Here is a 24,038-nt window from a genome sequence, read left to right on the forward strand (position 1 = left end):
GAGCCGCGTGAACCGCCGGGCGAGTCGTGAGGGACCATCGGGCAGGTCACGGCGGTAGGTCATGGTGCATGGCCGGGCGGTTCATGGAGAACCGCCCGGCACGGGGTCACAGATGGATCAGGCTGCCGTGGTGGTCGATCTGGTCGGCGGTCTCGTCGTCGAACCACAGGCCGGCGGTCGCCAGGTAGCGGAACCGGTGAACGCCCTGGGGCAGGATCACCGAGACGGTGCGCAGGCCGTTGTGGCGGCGGCGCAGCTCGTGACGCCCCGGGCACCAGTCGTTGAAGTCGCCGACGACGCTGACCACGCCGTAGGGCCGGTCGGCGGGCAGGCAGAAGGTGACGCGGGTCTTACGGCCGAAAAGCAGGTTGCGCTTGAGCATCGGGGGGTCCTCCGGGTTGTGACACCCCCAGCTTGGCGCACCCCCACACCCTCATCACACGGACACGCCGCACGTAACACACTGTTCACCCTCAGATCCCCGCACTCTCCCCCTCCACCCGGCCGTGCGCGGCACCCTCACAACCGCCCCACCGACCCCGAACCCACAAGCAACGTGACCATCCACGGCCAACCGTCCTCATGCAGGGAGCGATGGCCACGAACCTTCCTACGGCAGGGCCGGTCGTCGATGACCGGGCCAAGCCAGGATCGGTCATCGCGAAACGGTCTCAGGGCCGGGTTCGGGCGGGCAGATGGTCGGCGAGATGGTCTGCCACGGCGTGCCAGATGGGGGCGTCGGGGTCGATGACGGCGAAGTGGTCGCCCGGCCGTTCGACGTGGACGGCCTCCGGGCCGGCCGCGCGCGCGTACCTGCGGCCGATGTCCACCAGGTCGGGATCGTCGTCGGTTCCCTGGACGACAAGGTGCGGCACACCCAGCGGCAGCCGGGCCAGCGGGCTCGCGGCGGCGTATACCTCGGGCAACTCGTGCGCGTCCCCGCCGAGCGCGGCGGCGACCGCTCCGACGCCCATGCGCCGCCGGTCCGCCTCCACCAGGTCAAGCACCCCGGCCAGCGACACGGCGAACGCCACCCGCGGTTCCCGTGCCCCCCTGCCTACCGCCCACTCCCCCACGCCCCGCTTCCCTGGGACCGGTTCTGCCATGTCCAGGTCTGGCACATCCGGCATGTCCATGCCGGGCCGGCCGGGAGCCGCCTGGCCGGGTGGGGCGGATCGGGCCGCGTCGGCCGCGAGGCGTAGGGCGAGCTGGCCGCCGGCCGAGTGGCCGAGGACCACGACGCGGTCGAGGTCCAGCGGGACGCCGAGCGCCGTCAGCGCCGCCAGCCCGCTCGCCACGTCCCGCGTGGTGGCGTCCCATCCGTGCAGGTCAGGTCGGCGATACTCCAGGTTCCACGTGGCGTACCCCCGGCGGGCGAGGTCGATCGCGAGCGCGTCCATCAGGTCGGCCTGCCAGATGGACCTCCAGTACCCCCCATGCACCAGCACCGCCACCGGCGGCAGCCCCCCGGCGGACCGGCCCACGGAGCCCATGGACGACGATGGCGACCCGTCGGCGGCGGAGATGGCCGCGTGCATGGAAGACGACAGCGACCCGCCGGCGGAGGGGACGCCGGTGTCCGCGGGCCAAGGTGCCGGACCGGCCACGGAGGACGGTAGCCGAAGTTCTCCCCACTGGTCGGGATGGTCCCCGTACGGGATGCGAACGGCCGGCGTCCGAAGCCGGTGCACGGCGTGGCGGATGGCCCATGTCAGACCCCACACTCCCCGGCCCTGAAGGTGAGCGGCCCCGCCGGCGGCCTGAAGCGGGCCCACGCGGGCGAGATCGAGCCACACCGTCCGAGGGGAGCATGCCGGTGGAGCGTCGATGAGCCGCCGGGCGTCCGGATCAGGGCCGGGCATCGCGACGACGGCCTGATCGTCGCCCGTGGCGTCCAACTCGGCACGGAAAGAGGCGACGTCGGCCGCGACCACCAGGCGCCCCTCGACACCGAGCGCGGCGAACTCCCGCGCCGCCATGTCCTCCAGCAGCCCGGCGTCCGCCAGGACGCCCGGCCCGATCAGAATGTGCACGCGCACGCGCCGGCCTCCCCACAGCCCCCGAAGGCCCGGCGAGTGGCCGCCCGGACCGTGCCCAGCCTATCGAGGCGGTCCCTCCCACCGACGGCCGGTCGTCCGGTGATCGCGTCGATGAGGAACACCACGGTTCTTCCCCGTTCGATGGTCGCCGGTCGGTTCGAACGGCGCTCCGGGTGGAGCACGATGGCAACGTCGGCGAGTTCGTTCCAGCGCTCACCAGGTCCGCCGCCGGGACAGCCGTGGCGCGACTCCGAGTGACACAGCGGAACAGTCATTGAGGACCTCCACCGTTTTCTCAGGGAAGGCGTGTCGGGGTCGGGTGCTGGTCAGAGCGGGGAGCGGTTGAGGAGGGGGAGGACTTCGGCGCCGAGGAGGCGGATGCCTTGCTCGTCGTCGAGGCCGTGGGGGGTGCCGAACTCGACCCTGTGCGCGCCGGCGTCGAGCAGCGACTGGGCCTGGGCCGCCACCTGCTCGGGCGTGCCGGAGAAGGCGAACAGATCGAGGATGTCGTCCGGGATCAGTTCGCCGGCCGCCCGGTCCTCCCCCGCCGCGACCAGGTCTCGCACTCGGACGAGCAGGTCGTCGGGGATCTCGGCGGTCGGGTCCAGGTCCGCCACCACGGCCAGGTACATGGCGACCTCGGTGCGGGCTCTGGCCCGGGCGGCGGCGCCGTCGGTGTCCACGACGGTGACCGCGCCGAGCACGACACCGACCTCGCCGGGGTCGCGTCCGGCCGCCTCGGCGCCGGCGCGCACCCGGTCGCGGATCACGGGCACCATCGCCGGGTTGGCGCTGCCGCCTACCTTGATCTCCTCCGCGATGCGCCCGGCCAGCGCGGCGCCCTTCGGTCCCCAGGTGCCGAGCAGGAGCGGCGGCCGTGCCCGCTGGACGGGGTAGCGCAGGAGCGTACCCGCCTCCAGGCGGAACACCTCGCCCTCGTACCCGGTGTCGTCGCCGCCGAGCAGCCGGTAGACCACCTCGGCGGCCTCGGCGAGGGCGGTCAGCGGCCGGGGCTGGGCGATGCCGACCGCGCCGAGCCAGGTGCCCCGGGCCAGGCCGAGATAGGCACGGCCGGCCGAGGCGAGGTCCAGGGCGGCGATCTGGCCGGCGATCTCGTAGGGGGCCAGGGAGTAAGGATTGAGGCAGGCGGGACCGAGCCGCACGCGCCGGGTGGCCGCCGCCATCTCCAGCAGCGGGTACAGCGGGGGCTGGTACATCAGGTCGCCGAACACGCTCAGCACGTCGAACCCGTGCTCCTCGGCCACGCGCGCCAGACGCGCGTAGTCGCCCGGCCGTTTGTCACTCTGCAACCCGAGGCCGATCTCGGCGGGTCTCATGGCAACCTCTCCCTTCTCCTCCAGGACCGTGCGCCGTGTCTCCTCCGAAACCATGCGCCGTGCACGGGGCCGCCACCGCGACGCGCACCGCCGCCGCGACGCGCACCGCCGCCGCGACGCGCAGCGCCGCCGGGACGCGCTCGCGCCTTCGGGCGGTTCAGGTCAGGTCCGCGGAGTTCATGCGGCGGCGGCGGGTTCGTTCGACGCGCATCACCAGGCGTTCCTCGGGATCGGGGCAGGCGAACAGCGTGTCCTTCGCCAGCCAGTCCCCGGCGGCGAGGTCGCGCTGCTTGGCGGCGAGGAAGGGCAGCACCGCGGCCAGCGCGTAGACGCAGAAGTGCGCGCCGTCGGGCAGACGCAGGTGCGCGCTCTGTTCGAGGTCGAAACGGTCGCCCACTCGCATGCCGCAGACCGATCTGCCGTCGATGCGGTCGACCACGACCCGCAGGTCGTACAGCTCCATATCGCCCTCTGCCGCCCCGTCAGGCCCATCGGGCGCCACGCCGAGCTCCTCGGGCGCAGTGATGAACCCCTCGGGTGCCGCGCCGGGCGTCTCGTCCGGGGGCGCGTCGTCGCCATCGGCGGGGAGCTGGTCATTCATGTGGAGGACTCCAGGACGCGCGGGGGTGAGGGACGCGGCTCATCAGGGGTGGACCGTCGCGCGGTCGTCGCGGACTATCCGGCCGCCTTTCATCACCCAGTGGACGCCCCGGAACGCCGAGGCGGTGGTCAGGGGGTCGTCGTCCATCGCGATGAGGTCGGCGTACCGGCCGGGCTCGACGGTGCCGAGGTCGTCGTCGGCGCCGAGCCAGCGGGCCGGTTCGAGCGTGGCGGCCCGCAGCGCGCCGGCCGGGCCGAGACCGGCCTCGGACATGTGCTCCAGCTCCCTGACCGTGGCGTTGGTGCCCTCGAACGGCCAGAACGGGGGCATGTCGCTGCCGAGCATGACGGTCACGCCGGCCGCGAGGGCCATGGCGTAGCTGTCCAGGTGGCGGGGTCCGGCGGCCAGCGCGCGGCACTGCATCCATTCGGGGACGCCGAGCTCGTCGAAGAACTCCTTGCACCGCGTGACGAGCAGTGTGGGGACCAGTGCGGTGCCGCAGGCGGCCATGGCGGCGGCGACGGCGGGGGTCAGTTCGTAGCCGTGCTCGACGCAGTCCAGCCCGAGCTCGACGGCCTGGGCGATGACGGCTGCCGGGCCGGCGTGCGCGGTGACCTTGCGGCCCCAGGCGTGCGCCGTGTCGAGCACCGCGGCCATCTCGTCGGCGAACAGCTGGGGGGTGTCGATGCGCTCGTGCTCACCGGCGATGCCGCCGGAGATCATGACCTTGATGAGGTCGGCGCCGGCCTTGATCTGGCTGCGCACGCCGCGGCGGAAGGCGTCGGGCCCGTCGCACTCGAGGGTGTCGCCGCCCTCGTGCCCGTGGCCGCCGGTGCACACCAGGGCCCGCCCGGCGGTGTAGACGCGCGGCCCGGTCGCGCGGCCTGCTTCGATGGCCCGGCGCAGGGCGAAGTCGGCGTGGTCCTTTTCGGCGACGCAGCGCACCGTCGTCACCCCGCACGCGAGGGTGCGGCGGGCGCCGTCGGCCATGTACAGGGCCAGGTCGTGCGGTCCCATGCCCTTGACGTCGTCGCCTCCCTGGCCCGGCAGCGACAGCGACAGGTGGGTGTGCATGTTGATCAGGCCGGGGGTGAGGTAGGCGCCGTCGAGGTCGAGGACGGGCACGCCGGGGATGCCGCGCAGGATCTGCGCGCGGGACCCGACGGCGAGGACGCGCTCACCGCGGACGTGCACCGCCGCATCGGGCAGGGCCTCGGCACCGCCCGCCGCCCGCCCGTGCACGACGGTGCAGTTGACGATGACCACCTCGCCCATCGGCCGGCCTCGATCCATGAGAGGAACCGCTGTTCATGAACAAGAGCACAGCCTGTTCACTCGGTAATATAGCGGCCCGACCCGTAAAAACCGAGTTCACCTCACTTTTTCGGTCCCGACGTTCATGAAATTTCAGAGACCTGTGGCCGGTCTCAGCCGCAGCCCTCGAACTGCGGGACGGTGAAGGTCAGGGCCAGCCCCGACTTGGCGAACCACTTCTGCAGCAGCCGCTTGGCCGTGCCGTCCTGGTACATCTCGGTGATCGCCTTGTTGACCGCCTCGCAGCCGTCGATGTCGCCGGTGCGGATGCCGATGCCGTACCGCTCGTCACTGAACGGCGCGTTGACGATCTTGGTGCCGGAGGTGGCGAACCCGGTCAGGATCAGGTCGTCGGTCGAGACGGCGTCCACCTTGCCCGCGCGCAGGTCCTCGACGCACTCGCTGTAGGAGGCCGAGGGCACCAGCGTCACGGGGATCTTGCGCTCCTCCTTGACCCGGCGCCAGGAGTTGGACCCGGTCACCTGGCACAGCTTGCGGTCGCGCAGGTCGCGCACGTTGTCCACGCCGCTCTGGTCGGCCCGCACCAGCGTGTCCTGGTGCGCCACGTAGTACGGGCCGCCGAAGGACACCTTGGTCTTGCGCTCGGCGGTGATGGAGTAGGTGGCGACGACCAGGTCGACCGCCAGATTCGTGATCATGTTCTCGCGCTGGGCGGACGGCGCGGTGACGAACCGCACCTGCTTGCCGAGCTTGCGGGCGACGTAGGTGGCGACGTCGACGTCGAACCCCGAGTAGGCGCCCCCGGCGCCCTTGACCCCGAGGTTCGGCTGGTCGGCCTTCACCCCGATCACCAGGGAGTCCTTGTCGAGGATGGAGGTGCCTGCCGCGCAGGAGGCGGCCAGCGGGACGAGCGCCGCCACGGCCGCCAGCGCGGCGGCGGCGCGGCGGAACCCGCCGTGCGCGCGCGTGGAAGTGAGCGTGACCATCAAGGGGTTCCCTTCAGCGGTACTCGGCGAGCCGGGGCCGGACACCGATGAGGACCATCAGGATGGCGGCCAGGGCGGCCGCGGGAGGCACCCAGTTCCACCCGCCGAGCGCCCCGTCGCCCTCGCGCACCGCCGACTCGAACGCCTGGCGGTGCAGCGCGGTGAGCTTGACCAGGGCGTCGTCGTAGGAGGCGAAGGCCGGGCCCATGGCCTGGCCGACCGCCGCGCGCCGCGAGCCGGACGTGGCGAGCTGCCGGATGCGCTGGTCGTTGTGCTGGAAGGCCTGGTAGCGCTGGAGGACCTGGTCGAACGCCGGCCGCTGCGGGGCCAGGGACAGGCCCGCGGCCTCCGCCCCGAAGAACCCGAGGAAGTCCTTCTTGCCGCCGGAGACGCGGTCGTTCACCGCGGCGTAGTACTTGTCGAGGTTGCCGGCCGGGACGTAGAGGACGGCCTGCGACTTGTCCAGGTACACCTGCTCGTAGGTGTCGGCGCGTTCGGGGTCGAGCAGGTAGCGGCTCTCGTCGCCGTGCAGCGTGTTGCCGATGGCGCGGGCCCGCGAGAGCGCGAGGACGGAGTTGAAGCCGTCCTCCTTGGCGTCGCGCAGCACGTCGCCCTCGTGCTGGAGGACGGCGAACGCGGCCACGGTCAGCGCGGCGACCACGACGGTGGCCACCAGCGCGGGCACGTTGAACGTGCGGCGGAAGCCGCGGCTCAGATAGACCTGCAGCACGATGAGCGCCAGCAGCGCCAGCCCTCCGGCGACGCCCACCCAGATGCGCCCCTGCTGGACGGCCGACAGCTCGGCCAGGTAGGCGTGCCGGACGATGGTGCCGCTGTCCAGGGTCAGGTTGTAGGCCTTGGGCAGCAGGTCCAGCCGCATGAGGTCGGTCGCCTGGCGGTAGACGTCCAGGACGGCCTGGGGCGGCGGCCCGGCGGCGTGGCCGGACTGCTCGTCCAGCAGCAGCGCGCGGGCGGCCAGCCGCTCGTAACGGCCGAGCCCGTCCAGCAGGGCCTGCACGGTCATCTGCTCGGTGGCGTCGCCGCTGGCGAGGTCGGCCGCCTGCAGCACGGCGCGGTCGGCCTGCGAGCGGCGCTCGTCGTAGCGGTCGAGCATGGTCTGGCGGCCGGGCCCGAGGGCGGACTCGCGGCCGGTGAGCAGCACGGAGGCGACCTGTGCGTCCATGTCGCTGAGCGCGAAGTACAGGTCGGCGGTGGTGACGACCTGCGGGCCGGCGGTGTGGCCGATGACGCGCAGGCCGTCCCTGGCGTGGCCGACTCCGATGCTGACGGTCGCGAAGACCAGCAGGACGGCGGCGACGGCGAGCCCGGTCAGCAGGCGGATCCACCCGGGGACGGTGCGCACCCGCAGCAGGCGGCGCAGCGCCGGGGTGCCGGCGGCCGGGCCGGCCGCCGGCACGGCGGGCACGGCGGCCGTGGCGCCGCCCGGCGCGGGGGCGGCGGGCGGCGGGGCCTGGGCCGGGGCGGGAAGTGTCATGGCTCAGGCCCTCCGCACGGTGATGAGCGTCCAGGCTCCGACGTGCACGCGGTCGCCGTCGGCGATCGGGACCGGCACGTTGACCTCCAGGAGCTCGCCGTTGACCAGGGTGCCGTTCGCCGAGCCGGGGTCGACGAGCTGCCAGGAGCCGTCAGGCTGGGCCAGCAGCACGGCGTGCAGGTGGGAGACGCCGGGGTCCTCCGGCGGCCCGGACAGGTCGATCTCGGGAACCAGCGACCGGGACTGGCTGCGCCGCCCGATGCGCATCTCGGGACCGGCGAGAGGCAGGGTGCGCTCGGGACAGTAGGGCGGGAAGGCGACCCGCGCGGCGTCCGGGCCGCCTTGGCCGATCATGGCCTCGTAGTGCGCGCGGTCGGCGGCGACCACCGCCACCCAGCCCGCCCGAGCGGGGCGGCCCTGCGCCGTGCCGCCGGTCGCCGCCTGGCCGGTCGCCGGGCCGTTCGCGCCGGCCGGGCCGTTCGCGCCCTGCGGCGCGGGCGGCGACGGCTGCCACGACGAGGACCGCGACGAGGGCTGCACGGGCTGCGACGGCTGCCAGGACGGGGCCGCCTGCACCGGCTGGGACGGCTGCCAGGACGGGGCCGCCTGTTGGGGGCCCCGCACCGGCTGCGCCGGCTGCCACGGCTGGGCGGGCGCGGCGGCGGCGCCCGTGCCGGTCTGCGTGGCCGGTTGCGGCGGGGCGGCGGACCGGGACGACGCGCCGCCGCCGAGCACGAAGTCGTACCCGCAGGTCTCGCAGAACCGGCCGGTGCGCTCGGCCCCGCAGTCGGGGCAGTCGCCGGTCGCCGCGCCGCCCTGCCCGGCCGCGGCCCCGGGGGACGCCGCGCCGGAGGCCGGGCCCGCGGGCGCCCCGGAGGCGGCCGGCGCCGGGCTTCCCGACATCAGCGCGCCGCAGATGTCGCAGTATTCCTCGTCGGCGGAGTCGTGCCCCACAGGGCAGATGGCCATCCTCAGTTCTCCGGGTCCTTGCGCATGCGGACGGTTCGGACGGAGCGGGTGTCGAGCGCGATCTCGTCCGCCTTGTCAACGACGCGCTTGAGGCGGGCGGTTCCCGTCTCGGGGTCGACGTCGATGACCTTGTCGAGCAGTTTGGCGGTCTCCTCGTTGCCGGCCTGCTGGGCGATGCCGCGCGCCCTGCCGAGCCGGGCGGTCGCGGTGTCCAGGTCGCCCTCGTTGCGGGCCTGCAGGCCCTCCTGGATCAGCGAGGCGAGCTCCTGCTGGCCGGTGTAGTGGGCGACCCTGGGGTTGATGCGCGTGGACTGGACCGGGTCGTCGCTCCACTGCGCCAGGATGTTGCCGCCGGCCAGCACCTCCCCGGTGTCGGGCACCACCAGCTTGACCAGGCCGGCGCGCATCTCCTGGCCGACGTTGCCGGCCGGCACGCGCACGCTGACGTGGTACTCGCGGGTCTCCCCGCCCCAGGAGCCGGTCGGGTAGTCGCCGGTGAGCGCGTCGACCTCCGTGCGGCGGCCGGTCAGGTCCTCGAGGGTCGGGGACACCTGCTTGACGAAGTTGAGGGTCGCCGCCCGGGGCGTCCACACGCGCAGCGCGACGTCGGCGACGGTCTTGCCCATGGCGGCCTCGGTCATGGCGCGGAAGTCGGCCTCCAGCTCCTCGGGCCTGCGCACGTCCATCACGCTGCCGAGCAGGGTGGAGCCGATCCTGCGGACCTCGGCCACCACCCAGTCGGTGCCGACGCCGCGGCAGTCGCAGACGAACTTGCCGGCGCAGTAGGCGAGGTTGGCGTCGAACTCGGGGGCGGGCTCGTGCTCGTTCTTGCCGTCGGTGAGCAGGATGGCGTGCCGGATCGCGCCCGGGTGGCTCATCTGGTGGGCGCTGAACAGGTCGGCGGCGCGGCGCAGCCAGCGGCCCATGGCCGTGCCGCCGTCGGCTCGGAGCTGGGCGACGGCGTCCTTGGCGGCCTGCCGGCTCTGCGGGGTGGCGGGCGCGAGCTGCCCGTTGGGCGGGAAGACGACCTCGGCCTGGTGGTCGCCGGAGATCACCGCGAAGTACACCCCGTCGCGCAGGGTGTCGATGGCGGCCTGCGCGGCCTTGCGGGCATCGGTGATCTTGCCGTACGCCATGGAGCCCGAAGTGTCGACGATGATCACCTCGGCCGCCTCGGCGACGGGCGCCCGGTCCACCGGGCCGCTCGCCTCGACCGTGATGATGCCGTGGACCTCCTGGCTCCCCGCGGGCAGGTACTTGTTCTGGTCCACACGGACGCTGAAGTCAGTCACTTGTCTCCTTCGGGAATGCCACCGTCGTCTCGCCCCGCTCCCCCTGTCCGAACGGGATCACCGCGACGGTGATGTTGTCGTGACCCCCGGCCTCGTTGGCCAGCCGCACGAGCCGCCGCGCCACCGCCAGAGAGGGGCCGCTCAGGGCCGTGGCGGCCAGCGCCTCCGGCTCGGGGTAGTAGTTCCACAGGCCGTCGCTGCACAGCAGCACCACGCCGGGACCGTCGGTGGTGAAGGTCCTGACGTGCGGCACGACCTCTCCCGCGTCGGCGCCGAGCCAGGCGGTGAGCATGTGGGTGCCCGGGGTGGCGTCGTCGGTGGTCAGCAGCGACGACTGCTCCCCCAGCCAGTACGCGCGGCTGTCGCCCACCCATCCGACGGTGACCCGCCGCCGCTCGACCACCGCGGACACCAGCGTGCAGGCGGGCGAGTCCTCCCCCGGCCGGGCGGCGGAGGCGACGGTGTCGGCGGCCAGCCGCACGGCCTCGCGGGTGGCCGTCTCGGGGCCCTCTCCCTCGGCCAGGCGCTTGGCGATGGTGACCGCCGCGATGTCGGCGGCCGCCTGGGAGGCCTCGTCGGGGCGCGGCGAGGTGGACACCCCGTCGCACACGACCGCGACGACGGCGTCCTCGCCGGCCGTGAGCAGCGCCATGGCGTCCTCGTTGCGGCTGTGCCGCAGGCCGCGGTCGCTGACGCCGGCCATCGGGCCGAGCTCCATCTCCACGTGGTCGCGGCCGGTGGGCTGGAGCATGCCGCAGTTCTCGCAGTAGCCGTCGGACCCGATGGCGGCCGACCCGCATACGGTGCAGGCCCTCCCCGAGGACGGCGCCGAGCCCCGCGGGGCACCTGGCGCCGAGCCCGGCGAGGCCGGCCGCGCGGAGACCCGCGCGGCCGCGGACAGGTCGTGCCCGCACTGCTCGCAGAACGCCTCACCGGGCAGGACGTGGGTGCCGCACACGGGGCAGGAGCCGCTCACCTCTGCCCCGCTCGTCTCCGGGCCGCTCACCACATCGTCCTCGGCCGCACGGCGTTGGCCCTGCCGATGAGGGCGTGGCGTTCCTCGGTGGACCCCGCCGAGCGGGCCAGGGACCGGTAGACCCGTTCGAGCTCGCCGCGCACGCCCTGCTCGCTGAGCGGGGTGCCGAGCAGCGTCCCGTTGCCGGGCACCGCCTGCCCGGTGACGAACCGGGCGAGCGCGCTCTCGAGCACCTCCGAGGCCAGCCCGGCGCGGTCGCGCGCGTCGAGCTTCAGGCCGCGCAGCCGGTCCCCGGCGGCGACCAGCTCGGGCTCGGCGGGAGCCTGGCCGCGCACCACCACCGCGACGGCCGCCACCTGGGCGGCGGTGCGGTGGATGGAGGTGGGCGGCATCTGGTCGAGCACGCGGATCGCCCCCTGCGGATCGCCGGCGGCCAGCCGGATGCGCGCCTGGGCGAAGCAGGCGCTGACGTAGGAGCGGTCGGTCTGCCAGATGGCGGCGTAGTGCCGTTCGGCGTCGGCGAGGGCGCCGAGGTGCTCCAGGGCGAACGCCAGGGCCAGCCGGGGCGCCACCTCTCCGGGGAACCACGAGTAGATGCCGTCGAAGAACTGCGCGGCGCCGCCGGCGTCCCCGGCGGCCAGCGCGGCGACGCCGCGGTACCACCACAGCCGCCAGTCGCCGGGCAGGTCCCTGGCCACGGCCGCGTACAGCTCGTCGGGCACCGGGCGGCCCTGCTCGCTCATCACCCTGATCAGCGCGAGCCTGGTCTCGGGGGTGGGCGGCGCGGACTCCAGCAGGCCGATCAGCTCCTCGGGGTTGCCGGCGGTGAGGCCGGCGAGCAGGCCGGCGGCCGGGTCGAGCGGGTCGACCAGCGGCACAGGGAGCGCGGAGGCGGCGTCGGCGGGGTCGAGCGCCGGGAAGGCCCGCCCGGTGGTGGCCGGGGCGAGCTCGGTGCCCACGGCGGCCCGCTCGGGGCCGAACACCCCCGACTGCGCCGGGTGCGGCGTGCCGTCCTCGATGGCCCTGACCTCGCGTAAGACGCCGACGAGCTGGTCGGACATCTCGGCCGCGCTCTGGAACCGCCTGCCGGGGTCGGGGTCGGCCGCTCGCCGCAGGAAGCGCTGGAAGGACTCCTGGCGGGGGCCCATGTCGGGCAGCGGGGCGCTCTTGCCGCCGCTGGTCGGGCTGAAGGGGAAGGCCAGCACCGCGAGCGTGCGGCCCACGGTGTACAGGTCGGAGGCGACGGAGGGGCCGTGGGAGGCGATCTCGGGCGCCTGGTAGCCGATGGTGCCGTAGATGGCGCTGTCGGCGTCGTCCACCCGCCGCACGGCGCCGAGGTCGATGAGCTTGAGCTGTTCCTCGACCTGGATGACGTTGGCCGGTTTGAGGTCGCAGTAGAGCATGCCGCGGTCGTGCAGGTATCCGAAGGCCCGCAGGATCTCAAGGCCGTAGGCGATGACCTGGGCCAGCGGCAGCGCCTCACGGTTGTCGGACTCCCGCAGCCTCCTGCGCAGCATCTCCTGCAGGGGCTCGCCGCCGACGTACTCCATGACGATGTAGCCGACCATCGTCCCGGTGCCCGGGTCGGGGTGGTTCACGAAGTTGAAGATCTTGACGATGTTCGGGTGGTCCATCGCCGTCAGGTAGCGCCGCTCGGCCTCGGCGGCGGCCAGCGCCTCCAGGTCCCCGGTGTCGAGCAGGCCCTTCATGACCACCCAGCGGCCGTCGAGGTTGCGGTCGGCGGCCAGGTAGATCCAGCCGAGACCGCCGTGGGCCAGGCACCCCTTGACCTCGTACTGGCCGGCGACCAGGTCGCCGGAGCGCAGTTTGGGGGTGAAGGAGAAGCGCTGGCCGCAGTGCGGGCAGAAGCCCTCGGGACGGCCCGGGCGGCCGTCCCGCGTGCGGCCCACGGGCTTGCCGCAGTCGGGGTTGCCGCAGAATCGGCGGTCCTCGGGCACGACCGGGTCGGAGAGCACGACCGCCGAGGGGTCGCGGTAGGGCACCGGGGGCACCTCGACCAGCCCCATGCCGAGCATGCCCCGGCGGGAGCGGCTGCTCGTGCGGCGCGAGCCGCTGGTGAAGCCGGTGATGCCGCTGGGCGCCGAGCCGGTGGGCATGGTGACGGGGGGCAGGCCGGCGGAGGGCGCGGTCAGCGGCCCCGGGACGACGCCGGAGGGCGGCGCGCCCGTGGCGGAGGACGGCCAGGCCGTGCCCGGGCGTCCCGCGCCGCCCGCGGGGGTGTTGGGGATGCCGGGGGCGTTGGGCGGCGACGCGGAGGGCCAGGCGGTCCCGGGGTGGCCGGAGTTGCCGAACCCGGGAGGCGCCGGCGGCGCGCCCGGGGGCGCCCAGTGGCCGCCGGGCGGGCTCTGCGGCGCGCCGGGACCGCCGGGCGGCGGGGCCTGGGCGGGCGCCGAACCCGGGGACGAGCGCGCGGCCTCGGGAACGGGCGCCATGCCGCATGTGTCGCAGTACCCGTCCACCACCGTCCCGGCGCAGCCGGGTTGCGTGCATCTGGTCATCCGGCCGCTCCTATTCGAGTGATGGCCCGCTGGTACTCGGCGACCGCCACGGTCGCCCGCCGCAGATCGCACGGCGCCGTCCACAGAAGGTCCCGCGCCGCCCCGTACAGGCCGGCGAGGGCGAGGTCCTCGGCGTGCCCGAGGCGCACCGCCTTGGCCTGGTAGGCGGACAGGCGCCCGCGCAGTTCGTCGCGGCGGCCGATCAGGCCGGCGACCGACTCGGTGGTGCGCGTGGCGTGGCCCAGCGCCTCCTCCACGCCGCGTTCGAGGGAGGTCAGGCGCTCGGCCAGCTCCAGCCAGCGGCCCGCGCGGGTGTCCAGAGCGGCCAGCCGGTCGCGCAGCGTGGGCGCCTGGTCGGGCATCTGGGGCAGCGACGGCGACTGGATCTTGGTGAGGACCAGGTCGCGGACGCGCAGCGCCTCCCGTTCGGCCTCGGCGACCGCGTCGATGCGCTCCGCGAGCCGGCGGGCGCGGCCGTCGAACTCCTCGCGCACGCGAAGGGCCTGGTCCAGCTCGGCTCGGCGCGCGCCGGCGGCCCGGCCGAGCGCCTCCAGCTCGCCGAGCAGACTGGCCGATCCGAGCGGGTCGGTGGTGACCCGCTCGCGCAGCCGGGCGGCGGTGTCGTCGAGCCGGTCGAGCTCGGGGTCGGGCGCGCCGAGCGAGGTGGCGGCCTCGCGCGCGCCCCGGCGGGCGGCGTCGGCCGCGTCCAGCGCGGGCAGCAGGGTGTTCCACGCGGCGTCCACGGCGCCGATCAGCTCGGCGACCTCACGGTAGGCGCCGTCCATCCCGGCGAGGGCGAGGTCCAGGGTGATCCACTCGCCCTTCTCCCTGAGCAGGGAGCGCTTCTCGATGGGCACGTCGTCGGGCTTGAGCTCCACCGAGGGGCCGGTGAGCAGCGCGGTGAGCAGGCCGAGGTCGGGCCGGCCCGCGGCCCTGGCCTCCTGGGCGAGGTCGAGCACGCGGCGGTAGGCGTCGAACAGCCACCACAGCCTGACCAGGGTGACCTGCGCCTGGTCCCATCGGCGCGCGGTCTCCCCGGTGGGGGTCATGCCTTTGAGCAGCCGGTGGCTCGGGTGGTCGTCCAGGTCGAGCATGTCGCCGGCGACGCGGTCGCGTTCCTCCATGCGCCGGCGCAGGGCGTGGTCGACGCCCTCCAGGCTCATAGGCGGGCCGGCGGCCCCGGGCATCCCCAACGCTCCGCGCCTCCCCCGGTGCTGGGACGTACTAGTCCGTCTCTATCCACATTCTTTCCATAATTCAGGGGCGCGCGTGCGGTCCGGGAGGGCGGCGCAGGCGGGTATTCGATCACATACCGGTCACGCAGGTGTCACGGCGCGGTCGTCCGGCGCCAAACGGAGGGCGGGGCGGAGGGCGGTCAGCGGCCGACGAGCCAGTTCCACACGCTTCTGACCACGTCGGATCCCACCTCGGCCGGCGCTCCGAGCTCACGGGAGACCGCGTCCTTGATCAGCCGCTCCATGGCGGCCTCGTCGCGGTACTGGACGGCGTAGTCCAGCCGCGTGGCGTACTCGGCGTCCTCGCGGCGCCGTTCGTCCACGGCCCGCAGGATGTCGGCGTCGTCGATCATGGGCGTCAGAAGGGGAAGCGGGCGAGGTCGAACGCCTTGACGCCGCGCACGCCGTCCCACACCAGGAAGTTGCCGTATTCGCGCATCGCCTCCACCGGCACCCGGGCCAGCTCGGTGACGTCGCCCAGCAGCCGCTGGAAGCGGAAGACGGCCGCCGGCCCGAGCTTGTTGACCACGCCGGCCATCAGCCGCACGAGGTTGTAGCGGAACAGCGCCGAGCAGGGCAGGACGCGGTGGTCGTCGCGCAGGCGGGAGAACACCTCGGCGTGTTCGGGGTGGGCGGCGCGGTAGGCCTCGCACACCTCGGCGGAGAAGTGGCCGCGGTAGCGGACGGCGTGCCCGTCGAAGCTGAGCCGGTCGTCGCCGATCGCGAACTCGCCCGTGGTGTAGGTGGCGGCGCCCAGCAGGTCGGCCCACGGTTCCAGGAAGGCGCGCTCGAACCGGGCGGCCCTGGTTGAAAGGCGGTCGGCGAGCGCGGGGCTCGGCAGGAACGCGCCGTGCGACCCGCGCATGTCGAAGATCCAGGGCGGCGGGGTGAGGGTGTCGGCCTTGGTGAGCACGACGGTCAGCTTGGCCAGCAGCTCGGCCCTGGTCTGCCGGTCGGCGCCGGCGAGGAGCGCGCGCAGGCATCGGGCGTCGGCGGCGGTGGAGGCGCTGTCGGCGTGGAGGGCCCAGATGACGACATCGGATTCGACCAGCCGGTCGCGATACATGGTGTGATATCCGGGGTCCGCGGCCAGCGATTCTCCCATTCCAGGCATATCCCAAAATGTCAACATATGGCCGGAATTACCGGGGACGGAAATGCAACGCGGCTCACACGTTCCCGTTTTGCCGTCGCCGACCGGCAGCCGGGTGCCGAACAACGCGTTGAGCAGCGACGACTTCCCCACTCCCGCCTGCCCCATTATGGCCACGCTCAACGGCCTGCCCGATTCGGCGTCCCGCTCCCGGCGCACTCCCTGTCTGACCTTTTCCAGCCGCTCCTCACCGAGCGCGCCGACGGAAACACGCTCCATCCTTGCCACGGGCTCACCTCAGGTCATAGCGTTGACGACTGTTCAGGACCATTTCCCGCCCCGCCCATCGTGGCCACCGATCCTTGCGATGACCTTGCGGAAAGGCCGCCGACGTGACGATCGCGAACCGACCGCCTCGGTAAGACGTGGCGACCTTCGACATCCGCCTGCTCGGTGACGTATCGATCCTCGTCGACGGAACCGCGCGCAAATTACTGCCGCAGACGGCCAAGGCCCTGGCCATGCTCGTCTCCGCCAGGAACCCGGTGCCGCAGAACAACCTGGCCGCGGCGCTCGGCCAGGGTCCCGACTGGCCGGTCACCGACGTGGCGCCCCCGCTGTCGCGGCTGCGCCAGGCGCTGACCGGCAGCGCCCTGGACATCCCTCCCGCCAAGTGGTCGCACGCCTACGAGCTGGTCGAGCGGGAGCCGGGCTACCTGGCCGCGACGCTGGACGCCGCCAGGTTCGAGGCCCGGCTGCGCCGGGGGCGCGAGCTGTACGACGACGGCGACCTGGCCGGCGCGCTGCCCGAGCTGCGCGCGGCCGCCGCCGAGTGGCGGGGCGCGCCGTTCGCCTCGCTGTCGGCCGGATGGACGCTGCCGTGGGTGTGCGAGACCTACCGCGCCAAGCTGGAGGACCAGCGCAAGGAGCTGGTGCGGCTGGTCGCCCGCGTCGCGCTGCGCCTGGGCCGCTACAACGAGGCGGCCTTCCTGTCCGAGGGCCCGGTCGGCGAGGGCGGCGAGGACACCACGGCCGTGTGGCTGCTGCGCTTCCTTGCCTCCCTGCGCGAGGACGGCCCGGCCGGCGCGCGGCGGGCCGTCGAACTGCGGCGCCGGGTCGCGCCCGGCGACGACGCGGCGCGCCGCGCCGAGGACCTGCTGGCGCTGCACGAGCACGGCTTCGACGTGTGCGCCCCGCTCGCCGCCGCGGCGGAGGCGGCCGGCGGTACCGGCGGCCCGGCCGTCCTGGTCGGCCGCCGCCGCGAGGTCACCGAGCTGTCGCGCCTGGTCGAGCGCCTGCGCGCGGGCGAACCCGCCTCGCTCGCCCTGTGCGGCCCGGGCGGCATCGGCAAGACGCGCCTGCTGAGGGAGGCCGCCCGCCTGGCGGCCCGCGCCCGGGTGGAGGCCGTCACCGTGATGTGCCGCGACCTGGACGGGCTGCAGCCGTGGCGCGAGCTGGCCGGCCTGCTCTGGGCGCACCTGCGGCGCGACCCGTCCAGCCCGCCCGAGCCGATCAGCGCCCAAGAACGCGACACCCTCGGCAAGCTCATGTCGGCGGGCACGCCCGGCTCTCCCGCCGGCCCCGGCCACGAACGCGACCCGCGTGAGCTGACCTTCCTGCTCACCGGCCTGGTGCGCCGGGCCGCCGGGCGGGGGCTGCTGGTGGCCTTCGACAACGCCCACCTGCTCAGCCCGTACGCCGAGGAGCTGCTCCAGCACGTCAGGCGGGGGCTCGGCGCGGTGCCGGCCGGGTTCCTGCTCGCCACCCGCGACGAGGCCGCGCACTGGAAGGAGGCCATGGAGTCCCTCGCCGTGGCACCGCTCACCCAGCCTGAGGTGGCGCAGTGGCTCGGCCGGGTGTGGCCGCGCGAGCCGACGCCGGGCGAGATCGAGCGGGCCGCACGGGTCACCTCCGGCGTCCCGCTGGAGCTGTGCTCCCTCAACGAGGCCGGCGACCTGCGCTCCACCCTGGCCGCGCCCCGCTCCGAGGCCGGGCCCGCGTTCCACTGGCTGGCCGCCGCGGCGGTCACCGCCCTGGGCCTGGACGTCGACACCGCGCTGGTGGCCCGCATGCTCGGCCTGGAGCCCGCCGAGGCCGACCGCGCCCAGGCCCTCGCCGCCGCCGGCGGCGCCGTGGAGTGCCGCGACCGGGTGCGCTTCCCGCACGACCGCTCCCGCGAGGCCGTCCTGGACGAGCTCGACCGCGACCCGGCGCTCGCCCGCCACCTGCACCGCCGCGCCTTCGAGTCGCTGACCGACCGCATGGCCTCCGGCGGCTGGGCCGATCCCGCGCTTCCCGTCCGCGTCGCCCAGCACGCCCGGGCCGCCGGGTCCGACGTCCCGCAGGAGCGCGCCGCCGCCGCGTGCCTGGACGCCGCCCGCGCCGAGCAGCGCGGGTTCGGCGTCGAGACCTCCGTGGAGTGGGCCCAGTACGGCCTGCGGCTGCGCTGCGACCCCGCCACCCGCGTCGGCCTGCTCATCACGCTCGGGGACGCCCTCAGCGACGGCGGCGACATGGAGGAGGCCGGCCGCCGCTACCTGTCGGCCCACCAGGCCGCCGAAGGACTGCCCACGCTCGCCGCGGCGGCCGCCGTCCGGCTGGCCCGCAGGTGGTCGGCCCCCGGCCAGGTCGACCGGCAGCTCATCCACCTCATCGGCGAGAGCCTTGCGGCGCTGGAGCACGACCCGGGCGACGAGGCCGCCCTGCTACGCCTGCAGCTCAAGGCCCACCTGGCCAAGAAGCAGACCATGGCGGTCGCCCGCAGCACCGCCGATCCCGTCCCCGACGGGCCGCCCGAGGGCGTCGAGCTCGCCCGCGCCACCCTGCGGGAACTGCCCGCGGACGTCGACCGCCTGGTGCGCTGTGAGGTGCTCAACGAGTGCCGGTGGGCGCTGTACGACCACGCCGACCCCAGGGAGCTGCTCGGCATCGCCGCCCGGCTCCGCGAGGCCGGCGTCCAGGCCGGGTCGGCCTACTTCCAGAGCGAGGGCCTGGTCGCGCTCGCCGTCGACCAGCTCAGGCTGGGGCTGCTCGGCGACGCCCTCGGGACGGTGGACGACCACCGCCGGCACGTGGCGCGCAACCCCCGCGCGCTCGGCCCCTGGCTGCAGGGCACGCTCGACACGGTCATGGACATGTGGAACGGCGACTTCCGCCGCGCCGAGGAGCGTCTCATGGGCGAGGCGCTGCGCATGGTGGAGGAGCTCACCGCCGGCCACGCCGTGCCGGGCGAGACGCTGCGCCAGACCTGGATGGGCCAGTACTTCTGGCTGCTGTACGAGAAGGGCAGGCTGGAGGAGCTGTTCACCTCCGGGATGACCCGGCAGATCGAGCAGCACGGGTACTTCCCGGTCTGGCGGGCCGCGCACGTGCTCGCGCTGTGCGAGACCGGCCGGCACGACGAGGCCGCCGACCGGCTGTCCGCCTTCGTCCGCGACACCTCCGGCCTGGCCGCGCTGCCGCCCCACGGGTGGGCCGTGTCCACCCTGGCCATGCTCGCCGAATCCTGCGCCCTCATCGCCGACGCCCTGTCCACCGCCCCGCCGGCGACCGCCCCCGCCACGGGCCACCTCGGCGCCGTGGACGACGGCGTGCCCCTCCCCGGACGTCCCGCCGGCCCGGCCGGCGGCGTGTCCACCCCGGCTGACCTCACCGGCCTGAGCGGCGGCAGGTCGGCCCCAGGTCAACCCGGCGGGCTGGACGACGGTCCCGCCTCCTACGTGCCCCTGCTGCGCCGCCGGCTGGCCGCCCATGCCGACGAGATGGTGCTGGCGGGCTGGCCGGCGGTGCTCGTCGGGCCCGCGGCGCGGTTCCTCGGACTGCTGGCGATGATCACCGGGGACGCCCGGGAGGCGCTGCGCCACCTCGACCAGGCGACGCGCATGGTGTCGGCCGCTCCCCCGCACATGGCCAGGCTCCAGCTCGACCGCGCCAGGGCCCTGCGCCTGCTGGACCCCTCCGACGCCTCCGGCGAGGCCACCCGCCTGCTGCACCGCTCACTGCGCCTGTCCGACCGCCTCGGCATGCCCACCCTCGCCGCGAAGGCCCGCGCCCTGCTCACTCCCTGACCGGCGCCCCGAGCCCGACCGCCGGCCGCCCATGGGCCCCGCCACCGGCCCAAGGGCCGTCACCGCCGGACAAGGCGGCGGGGTGGACCATAATGGCGGCATGGCGGTGGGGTTGCCGGGGCGGTATGACGATATCGCCGGCAGGGTGCCGCGGTCGCTGGGCGACCTGCGGGGGCCCTCGGCCGGTGAGGTGGCGTTGCCGCTGCATCTGTGCTGGTCGGGCATGCGCGTGTACGACGTAGGTGATCCGGCGATCCGCCTGGGCATGTACCAGGTCGTGATCGCCGAGGGCATGCTGGCCGACGTGGAGGCCCACCTGGACGCGCGCCTGCTCATGGAGGTCTGGCCGCGGCTGCGCCGTCTGATCCATTCGGCGGCGCGGGCCGAGTGGGAGTCGCGTTTCCCGGCGCTGGCCGAGCACGCGCGGGCGCACGCCGCCGAGGTCGCGGCGGAGCTGCGCCGGGCCCGCGAGGCGGTCCGCGCCCGGGCGGAGGAGGCGCGCTGATGGACATGCCGCCCTTCCACCGGCGCATCCTGGACGCCGCGCTGCAGGTGTGCGACGCCCACGGCCTGGTGCTCGCCGGCGGGTACGCCATGCGCGCGCACGGCCTGGTCGAGCGGCCGAGCCAGGACCTGGACTTCGCCACCGTCGCCTTCACCCCGCTGGAGGAGATCACCGGCGACCTCGCCCGGGCGCTCGAACGCGACGGCCTGGAGGTCCGCCACCAGCGCGACAGCGCCCGGCTGGCCCGGCTCACCGTGAGCGACCCGGTCACCGCGCAGTCGGCCGCCGTCGACCTGATGAAGGAGCCGCTGCAACGCCCCGCGGTCGACATGGAGATCTGCCCGGTGGCGAGCATGGACGACGTGGTGGGCATGAAGGTCGGCGCCCTGTGCGGCCGGGCGCTCCCCCGCGACTTCATCGACGTGCTGTCGGTCGCCGACCGGTACGCCGACCGCTACGGCCTGCCTGACCTGGAGCGGCTCGGCGCGCTGTTCGAGGACGGCTTCTCCCTGGAGAACCTCGCCTTCAAGCTGGAAAGCGGCCTCACCCTCGACGACGCGCTTTTCGCCCAGTACGGGCTGGACGAGCGGGAGATCGCCCGGGTGAAGGCCTTCATCCTGTCCTGGTACGAGGACCTGTCCCTGCGCATCGCCGAGGAGACCGAACTCGACCCCGACCAGTGAGGCCCCGCCCACCACCCGCGCCGCCCCGGCTCCCACGGGACGCGACGGGTGCGATGCGGCGGGACGGACGGGACGGGGCGGCGGCGAGCCGAGGAGGCGACGGGGTCACCACTCGACCGGCAGCGACTCCACTCCGTAGATGACCGAGAACGCGCGGAAGGCGATCTCCTCGATCGGCACCGCGGCGCGCAGGCCGGGGAAGCGGCGCAGCAGCGCCGGATAGGCGATGCGCATCTCCATGCGCGCCAGCGAGGCGCCGAGGCAGTGGTGGACGCCGTGACCGAAGGCGACGTGCGGGATGATCTTGCGGGTGAGGTCCAGGTGGCCGGGGTCCTCCAGCAGGGCGGTGTCGTGGTTGGCGGCGGGGAGAGAGACGGCGATCATCTCCCCCGCCTTGATCTCCTGTCCGCCGAGCACCACGTCCTCGCGCGCGTAGCGGGGCATCACCGTGTGGACGACCGACAGGTAGCGCAGCAGTTCCTCGACCGCCGTCTCGACGTGCTCCTTCTCGCGCATCAGCGCGACGCGGGCGGGATCCTGGAGCAGGAACAGCGTGCCGAGCCCCAGCATGTTGGAGGTGGTCTCGTGCCCGGCCAGCAGCAGCAGGTCGGCGACGCCGGTCAGCTCCTGGTCGTCCACCTCCTGTCCGTGCTCGCGCACCAGCATGCCGAGCATCTCCTCGCCCGGGTCCCTGCGCTCCTTGGCCACCAGGCCGGCCATGTACGCCTGCGACGCGCGCGCCGCCGCGGCGCGCTCCTCTAGAGGGAGCCCCATGTCGAGGCGGGCGCGGCTGAGCCGCTGGAAGTCCTCCCGGTCGGCGTAGGGGACGCCGAGCAGCTCGCAGATCACCAGCGAGGGGACGGGCAGCGCGAAGGCCGGCACCAGGTCGGCCGGGGGCCCTGCCTCCTCCATGGCGTCGAGGTGGTCGGCGACGATGCGCTCGATGCGCGGCGCCAGCCGCTGTATGCGCCGGACGGTGAACTCGGGGGTGAGCAGGCGGCGCAGCCTGGTGTGGTCCGGCGGGTCGTAGGCGAGCAGGAAGCCGTGCCGGGGCGGGGCCGTCCCGGCGCCCTCCCCGCTGTGGCCGGAGACGGCGATGGACGCGTAGGAGCGGTGGTCGACCGGGTCGTTGCCGAACCGGGTCGCGTCGCCGAGCACCTCGCGGACGTCCTCGTACCGGGTCACGAGCCAGGCGGTTCCCGCGGGCGTCGTCAACCTGGACACCGGCTGCTCCGCGCGCAGCCGGCCGAGCTCGGGCACCGACTCGAAGCGGTCGCGTGCGACGTGTACCGGTATGACCTGCGGCTCGGCCATCAGGCGAATCCTTTCGGTGGGCCGTTGGTACAGGAGGCGATGGTACGGGGCGAACCTGGGGGTCCCTGGACGGCCCCGCCCGGGGCCGGGCCGCGGCACCCTTCCCCCTGATGTGCCGGAAGATCACCGGGCGGGACCGTCGCGGCGGGAGGCCGGGTGCAGGGCGTAGCCGGCGGCGATGAGGGCGACCCCGCCGGCGACGGCCAGCAGGATCCACCCGGGGTGGAGGCGCCGGAGCAGCACCGCGCCCGCGCAGGCGCCGCAGAAGATGGCCAGGACCGAGACCGCCCGGCGCAGAGCGCGGGGGTCGGTCCCGCCGGCCAGGAAGGACTCGGCGGCCAGGCCTGTGAGCGTGCGGGTGAGCACTGTGGTCGTCATGTCCGGGACCCCGAGCACCCGCACGATCGCGTTCTGCAGCCCCATCCCGGCGGCGACCAGGGCGATCACCACGCTGCGGTGCCCCTCGGCGGACAGGCCGAGCACGGCCGACGCGCCGGCGGCCAGGCCGGCCAGCGCCGCCTCGGCGGCCAGGGTGATGACGATCCGGGAGCGGCGGGAGCGGGCGTGGCGGTGGATCCGGCCCCCCGCGACCGCCCCCGCGAGGAAGGCCAGCAGAGAGACGAGCGACCTGGACGCCGAGAATCCGGGCGCTCCCGCGGCGGCGAACCCGAGGATGACCACGTTGCCGGTCATGTTGGCGGTGAAGACGCGCCCGAGCGCCAGGAAGGCGACCGCGTCCACGCAGCCGCTCAGCACCGTCAGCAGCCCGAGAGCCACCGGCAGCGGGTCGCGCCCGCCGTCCCGCGCCCGCCGCCTCACGATCGGCCCCTCCGCGTCCGCACGTCCTTCGCGTGACGTTAACGCAGGTCAGCCTCATCTCACCGGACGATGCGCCCTCCAGCGTGTGGTGCCGTCCGCCACCGCGCGGGCGGCCATGGACCGCATCGCGCTCCCGGGAGACGCAGGTCACATTCGCAGGCTGTCACACCTGGCCCGGCCGTTCCGTCAATGGAGGTGCAAGCCACGAACGGACACGCAAGGAGATCACCATGGAAGCCCGTCTCAACCTCTTCGCCAACCCTGCCGCGGCGAAGTTCGCCAAGCACCTCAACGCGGCGGGCAGGGCGGTGTCGGAGTCGACGCTGCCGGCCGCGACCCAGGAGCTGGTGAAGATCCGCGCCAGCCAGATCAACGGCTGCGGCTTCTGCCTCGACATGCACACCAAGGAGGCCGCGCACGCCGGCGAGACCTCGGTGCGCCTGCACCTGGTCGCCTCATGGCGCGAGGCCACGGTCTTCACCGAGGCCGAGCGGGCCGCCCTGGAACTGGCCGAGCAGGGCACCCGCATCGCCGACGCCGCCGGCGGGGTCACCGACGAGGCGTGGGCGAACGCCGCCAAGCACTACGACGAGGACCAACTCGCCGCCCTGGTGTCCATCATCGCCGTCATCAACGCCTACAACCGCATGAACGTCATGGTCCAGCAGCCCGCGGGCGGCTACCAGGTCGGCCAGTTCGCCTGACCGGCGACCCCGGCCGTCTCTGAGCGGCCTCGTCCGAGTCCGGGCACGGCCTCCCCGGCCGTGCCCGGACGGAGTCCCCGGCCTGAACCGCCGGGCAGCGGGCCGGGACGGGGCCGTCGTCATCCTCAG

The 24,038-nt window shown here is 74.2% G+C and carries 20 protein-coding genes; 4 read left to right on the plus strand and 16 right to left on the minus strand.

What is annotated here, in order from left to right:
- Nucleotides 1-106: 106 nt before the first annotated feature.
- The 14 genes from ABZU32_RS12460 to ABZU32_RS12525 all read right to left on the minus strand — a co-directional run bounded on the left by ABZU32_RS12460 (nucleotide 107) and on the right by ABZU32_RS12525 (nucleotide 16,096).
- On the minus strand, nucleotides 107-382 hold the full coding sequence (locus ABZU32_RS12460; RefSeq protein WP_354846805.1) for an isoamylase early set domain-containing protein: 276 nt from the start codon (nucleotides 380-382) through the stop codon (nucleotides 107-109).
- Between the two features lie 289 nt (nucleotides 383-671).
- Nucleotides 672-2,039 (minus strand): alpha/beta hydrolase fold domain-containing protein, encoded by a 1,368-nt coding sequence (locus ABZU32_RS12465; protein ID WP_354920903.1) that lies wholly within the window; start codon nucleotides 2,037-2,039, stop codon nucleotides 672-674.
- A 326-nt stretch (nucleotides 2,040-2,365) separates the two neighbouring features.
- Complete coding sequence (locus tag ABZU32_RS12470) at nucleotides 2,366-3,376, minus strand: LLM class flavin-dependent oxidoreductase (RefSeq protein ID WP_354920906.1); 1,011 nt, start codon at nucleotides 3,374-3,376, stop codon at nucleotides 2,366-2,368.
- A 157-nt stretch (nucleotides 3,377-3,533) separates the two neighbouring features.
- Nucleotides 3,534-3,977 carry a TIGR04076 family protein gene (locus ABZU32_RS12475; RefSeq protein WP_354846816.1) on the minus strand — a complete coding sequence of 148 codons (444 nt, stop codon included), beginning with the start codon at nucleotides 3,975-3,977 and terminating at the stop codon, nucleotides 3,534-3,536.
- A 42-nt stretch (nucleotides 3,978-4,019) separates the two neighbouring features.
- Nucleotides 4,020-5,252 carry an amidohydrolase family protein gene (locus tag ABZU32_RS12480; RefSeq protein ID WP_354920909.1) on the minus strand — a complete coding sequence of 411 codons (1,233 nt, stop codon included), beginning with the start codon at nucleotides 5,250-5,252 and terminating at the stop codon, nucleotides 4,020-4,022.
- A 152-nt stretch (nucleotides 5,253-5,404) separates the two neighbouring features.
- Complete coding sequence (locus ABZU32_RS12485; RefSeq protein WP_354920912.1) at nucleotides 5,405-6,238, minus strand: glutamate ABC transporter substrate-binding protein; 834 nt, start codon at nucleotides 6,236-6,238, stop codon at nucleotides 5,405-5,407.
- Between the two features lie 13 nt (nucleotides 6,239-6,251).
- A complete protein-coding gene (locus ABZU32_RS12490) occupies nucleotides 6,252-7,733 on the minus strand; it encodes a hypothetical protein (protein WP_354920915.1) in 1,482 nt (493 codons plus the stop codon).
- Nucleotides 7,734-7,736: 3 nt separating this feature from the next.
- Entirely contained in the window at nucleotides 7,737-8,702 is a 966-nt protein-coding gene (locus ABZU32_RS12495) for an FHA domain-containing protein (RefSeq protein WP_354920917.1), read from the minus strand.
- A 2-nt stretch (nucleotides 8,703-8,704) separates the two neighbouring features.
- Nucleotides 8,705-9,994: a VWA domain-containing protein gene (locus ABZU32_RS12500; protein ID WP_354846830.1), complete on the minus strand. Its 1,290-nt coding sequence runs from the start codon at nucleotides 9,992-9,994 to the stop codon at nucleotides 8,705-8,707.
- The gene (locus ABZU32_RS12505) at nucleotides 9,987-11,000 is read right to left on the minus strand and encodes a protein phosphatase 2C domain-containing protein (protein ID WP_354920920.1); all 1,014 of its coding nucleotides are present in this window, start codon (nucleotides 10,998-11,000) and stop codon (nucleotides 9,987-9,989) included. Before ABZU32_RS12505 ends, ABZU32_RS12500 begins: the two co-directional genes overlap by 8 nt.
- A complete protein-coding gene (locus ABZU32_RS12510) occupies nucleotides 10,997-13,489 on the minus strand; it encodes a tetratricopeptide repeat protein (protein ID WP_354920923.1) in 2,493 nt (830 codons plus the stop codon). The genes ABZU32_RS12505 and ABZU32_RS12510 overlap by 4 nt, the downstream gene beginning before the upstream one ends.
- Nucleotides 13,486-14,676 carry a hypothetical protein gene (locus tag ABZU32_RS12515; RefSeq protein WP_354920926.1) on the minus strand — a complete coding sequence of 397 codons (1,191 nt, stop codon included), beginning with the start codon at nucleotides 14,674-14,676 and terminating at the stop codon, nucleotides 13,486-13,488. Before ABZU32_RS12515 ends, ABZU32_RS12510 begins: the two co-directional genes overlap by 4 nt.
- A 188-nt stretch (nucleotides 14,677-14,864) precedes the next feature.
- Complete coding sequence (locus ABZU32_RS12520; RefSeq protein ID WP_354846842.1) at nucleotides 14,865-15,077, minus strand: hypothetical protein; 213 nt, start codon at nucleotides 15,075-15,077, stop codon at nucleotides 14,865-14,867.
- Nucleotides 15,078-15,082: 5 nt separating this feature from the next.
- Nucleotides 15,083-16,096 carry a GTPase gene (locus tag ABZU32_RS12525; protein ID WP_354921012.1) on the minus strand — a complete coding sequence of 338 codons (1,014 nt, stop codon included), beginning with the start codon at nucleotides 16,094-16,096 and terminating at the stop codon, nucleotides 15,083-15,085.
- Between the two features lie 146 nt (nucleotides 16,097-16,242).
- Here ABZU32_RS12525 and ABZU32_RS12530 point away from each other — a divergent pair, with 146 nt between their 5' ends.
- The 3 genes from ABZU32_RS12530 (at nucleotide 16,243) to ABZU32_RS12540 (ending at nucleotide 21,072) form a co-directional block, all read left to right on the plus strand.
- The gene (locus tag ABZU32_RS12530) at nucleotides 16,243-19,884 is read left to right on the plus strand and encodes an AAA family ATPase (protein ID WP_354920929.1); all 3,642 of its coding nucleotides are present in this window, start codon (nucleotides 16,243-16,245) and stop codon (nucleotides 19,882-19,884) included.
- A 100-nt stretch (nucleotides 19,885-19,984) separates the two neighbouring features.
- Nucleotides 19,985-20,389 carry a hypothetical protein gene (locus ABZU32_RS12535; protein WP_354920932.1) on the plus strand — a complete coding sequence of 135 codons (405 nt, stop codon included), beginning with the start codon at nucleotides 19,985-19,987 and terminating at the stop codon, nucleotides 20,387-20,389.
- Nucleotides 20,389-21,072, plus strand: coding sequence for a nucleotidyl transferase AbiEii/AbiGii toxin family protein (locus ABZU32_RS12540; RefSeq protein WP_354846850.1), 684 nt, complete (start codon nucleotides 20,389-20,391; stop codon nucleotides 21,070-21,072). The genes ABZU32_RS12535 and ABZU32_RS12540 overlap by 1 nt, the downstream gene beginning before the upstream one ends.
- 105 nt (nucleotides 21,073-21,177) lie before the next feature.
- On the opposite strand, the gene ABZU32_RS12545 is transcribed toward ABZU32_RS12540, so the two are convergent.
- Nucleotides 21,178-22,386, minus strand: a complete 1,209-nt coding sequence (locus ABZU32_RS12545) for a cytochrome P450 (RefSeq protein ID WP_354920935.1) — start codon at nucleotides 22,384-22,386, stop codon at nucleotides 21,178-21,180.
- A gap of 123 nt (nucleotides 22,387-22,509) precedes the next feature.
- Nucleotides 22,510-23,205, minus strand: a complete 696-nt coding sequence (locus ABZU32_RS12550; RefSeq protein WP_354920938.1) for a YoaK family protein — start codon at nucleotides 23,203-23,205, stop codon at nucleotides 22,510-22,512.
- Nucleotides 23,206-23,435: 230 nt separating this feature from the next.
- Here ABZU32_RS12550 and ABZU32_RS12555 point away from each other — a divergent pair, with 230 nt between their 5' ends.
- Complete coding sequence (locus tag ABZU32_RS12555) at nucleotides 23,436-23,909, plus strand: carboxymuconolactone decarboxylase family protein (protein ID WP_354920941.1); 474 nt, start codon at nucleotides 23,436-23,438, stop codon at nucleotides 23,907-23,909.
- Nucleotides 23,910-24,038 lie beyond the last annotated feature (129 nt).

It is taken from the genome of Sphaerisporangium sp. NPDC005288 (assembly GCF_040607475.1).
Taxonomy (GTDB): domain Bacteria; phylum Actinomycetota; class Actinomycetes; order Streptosporangiales; family Streptosporangiaceae; genus Sphaerisporangium; species Sphaerisporangium rhizosphaerae.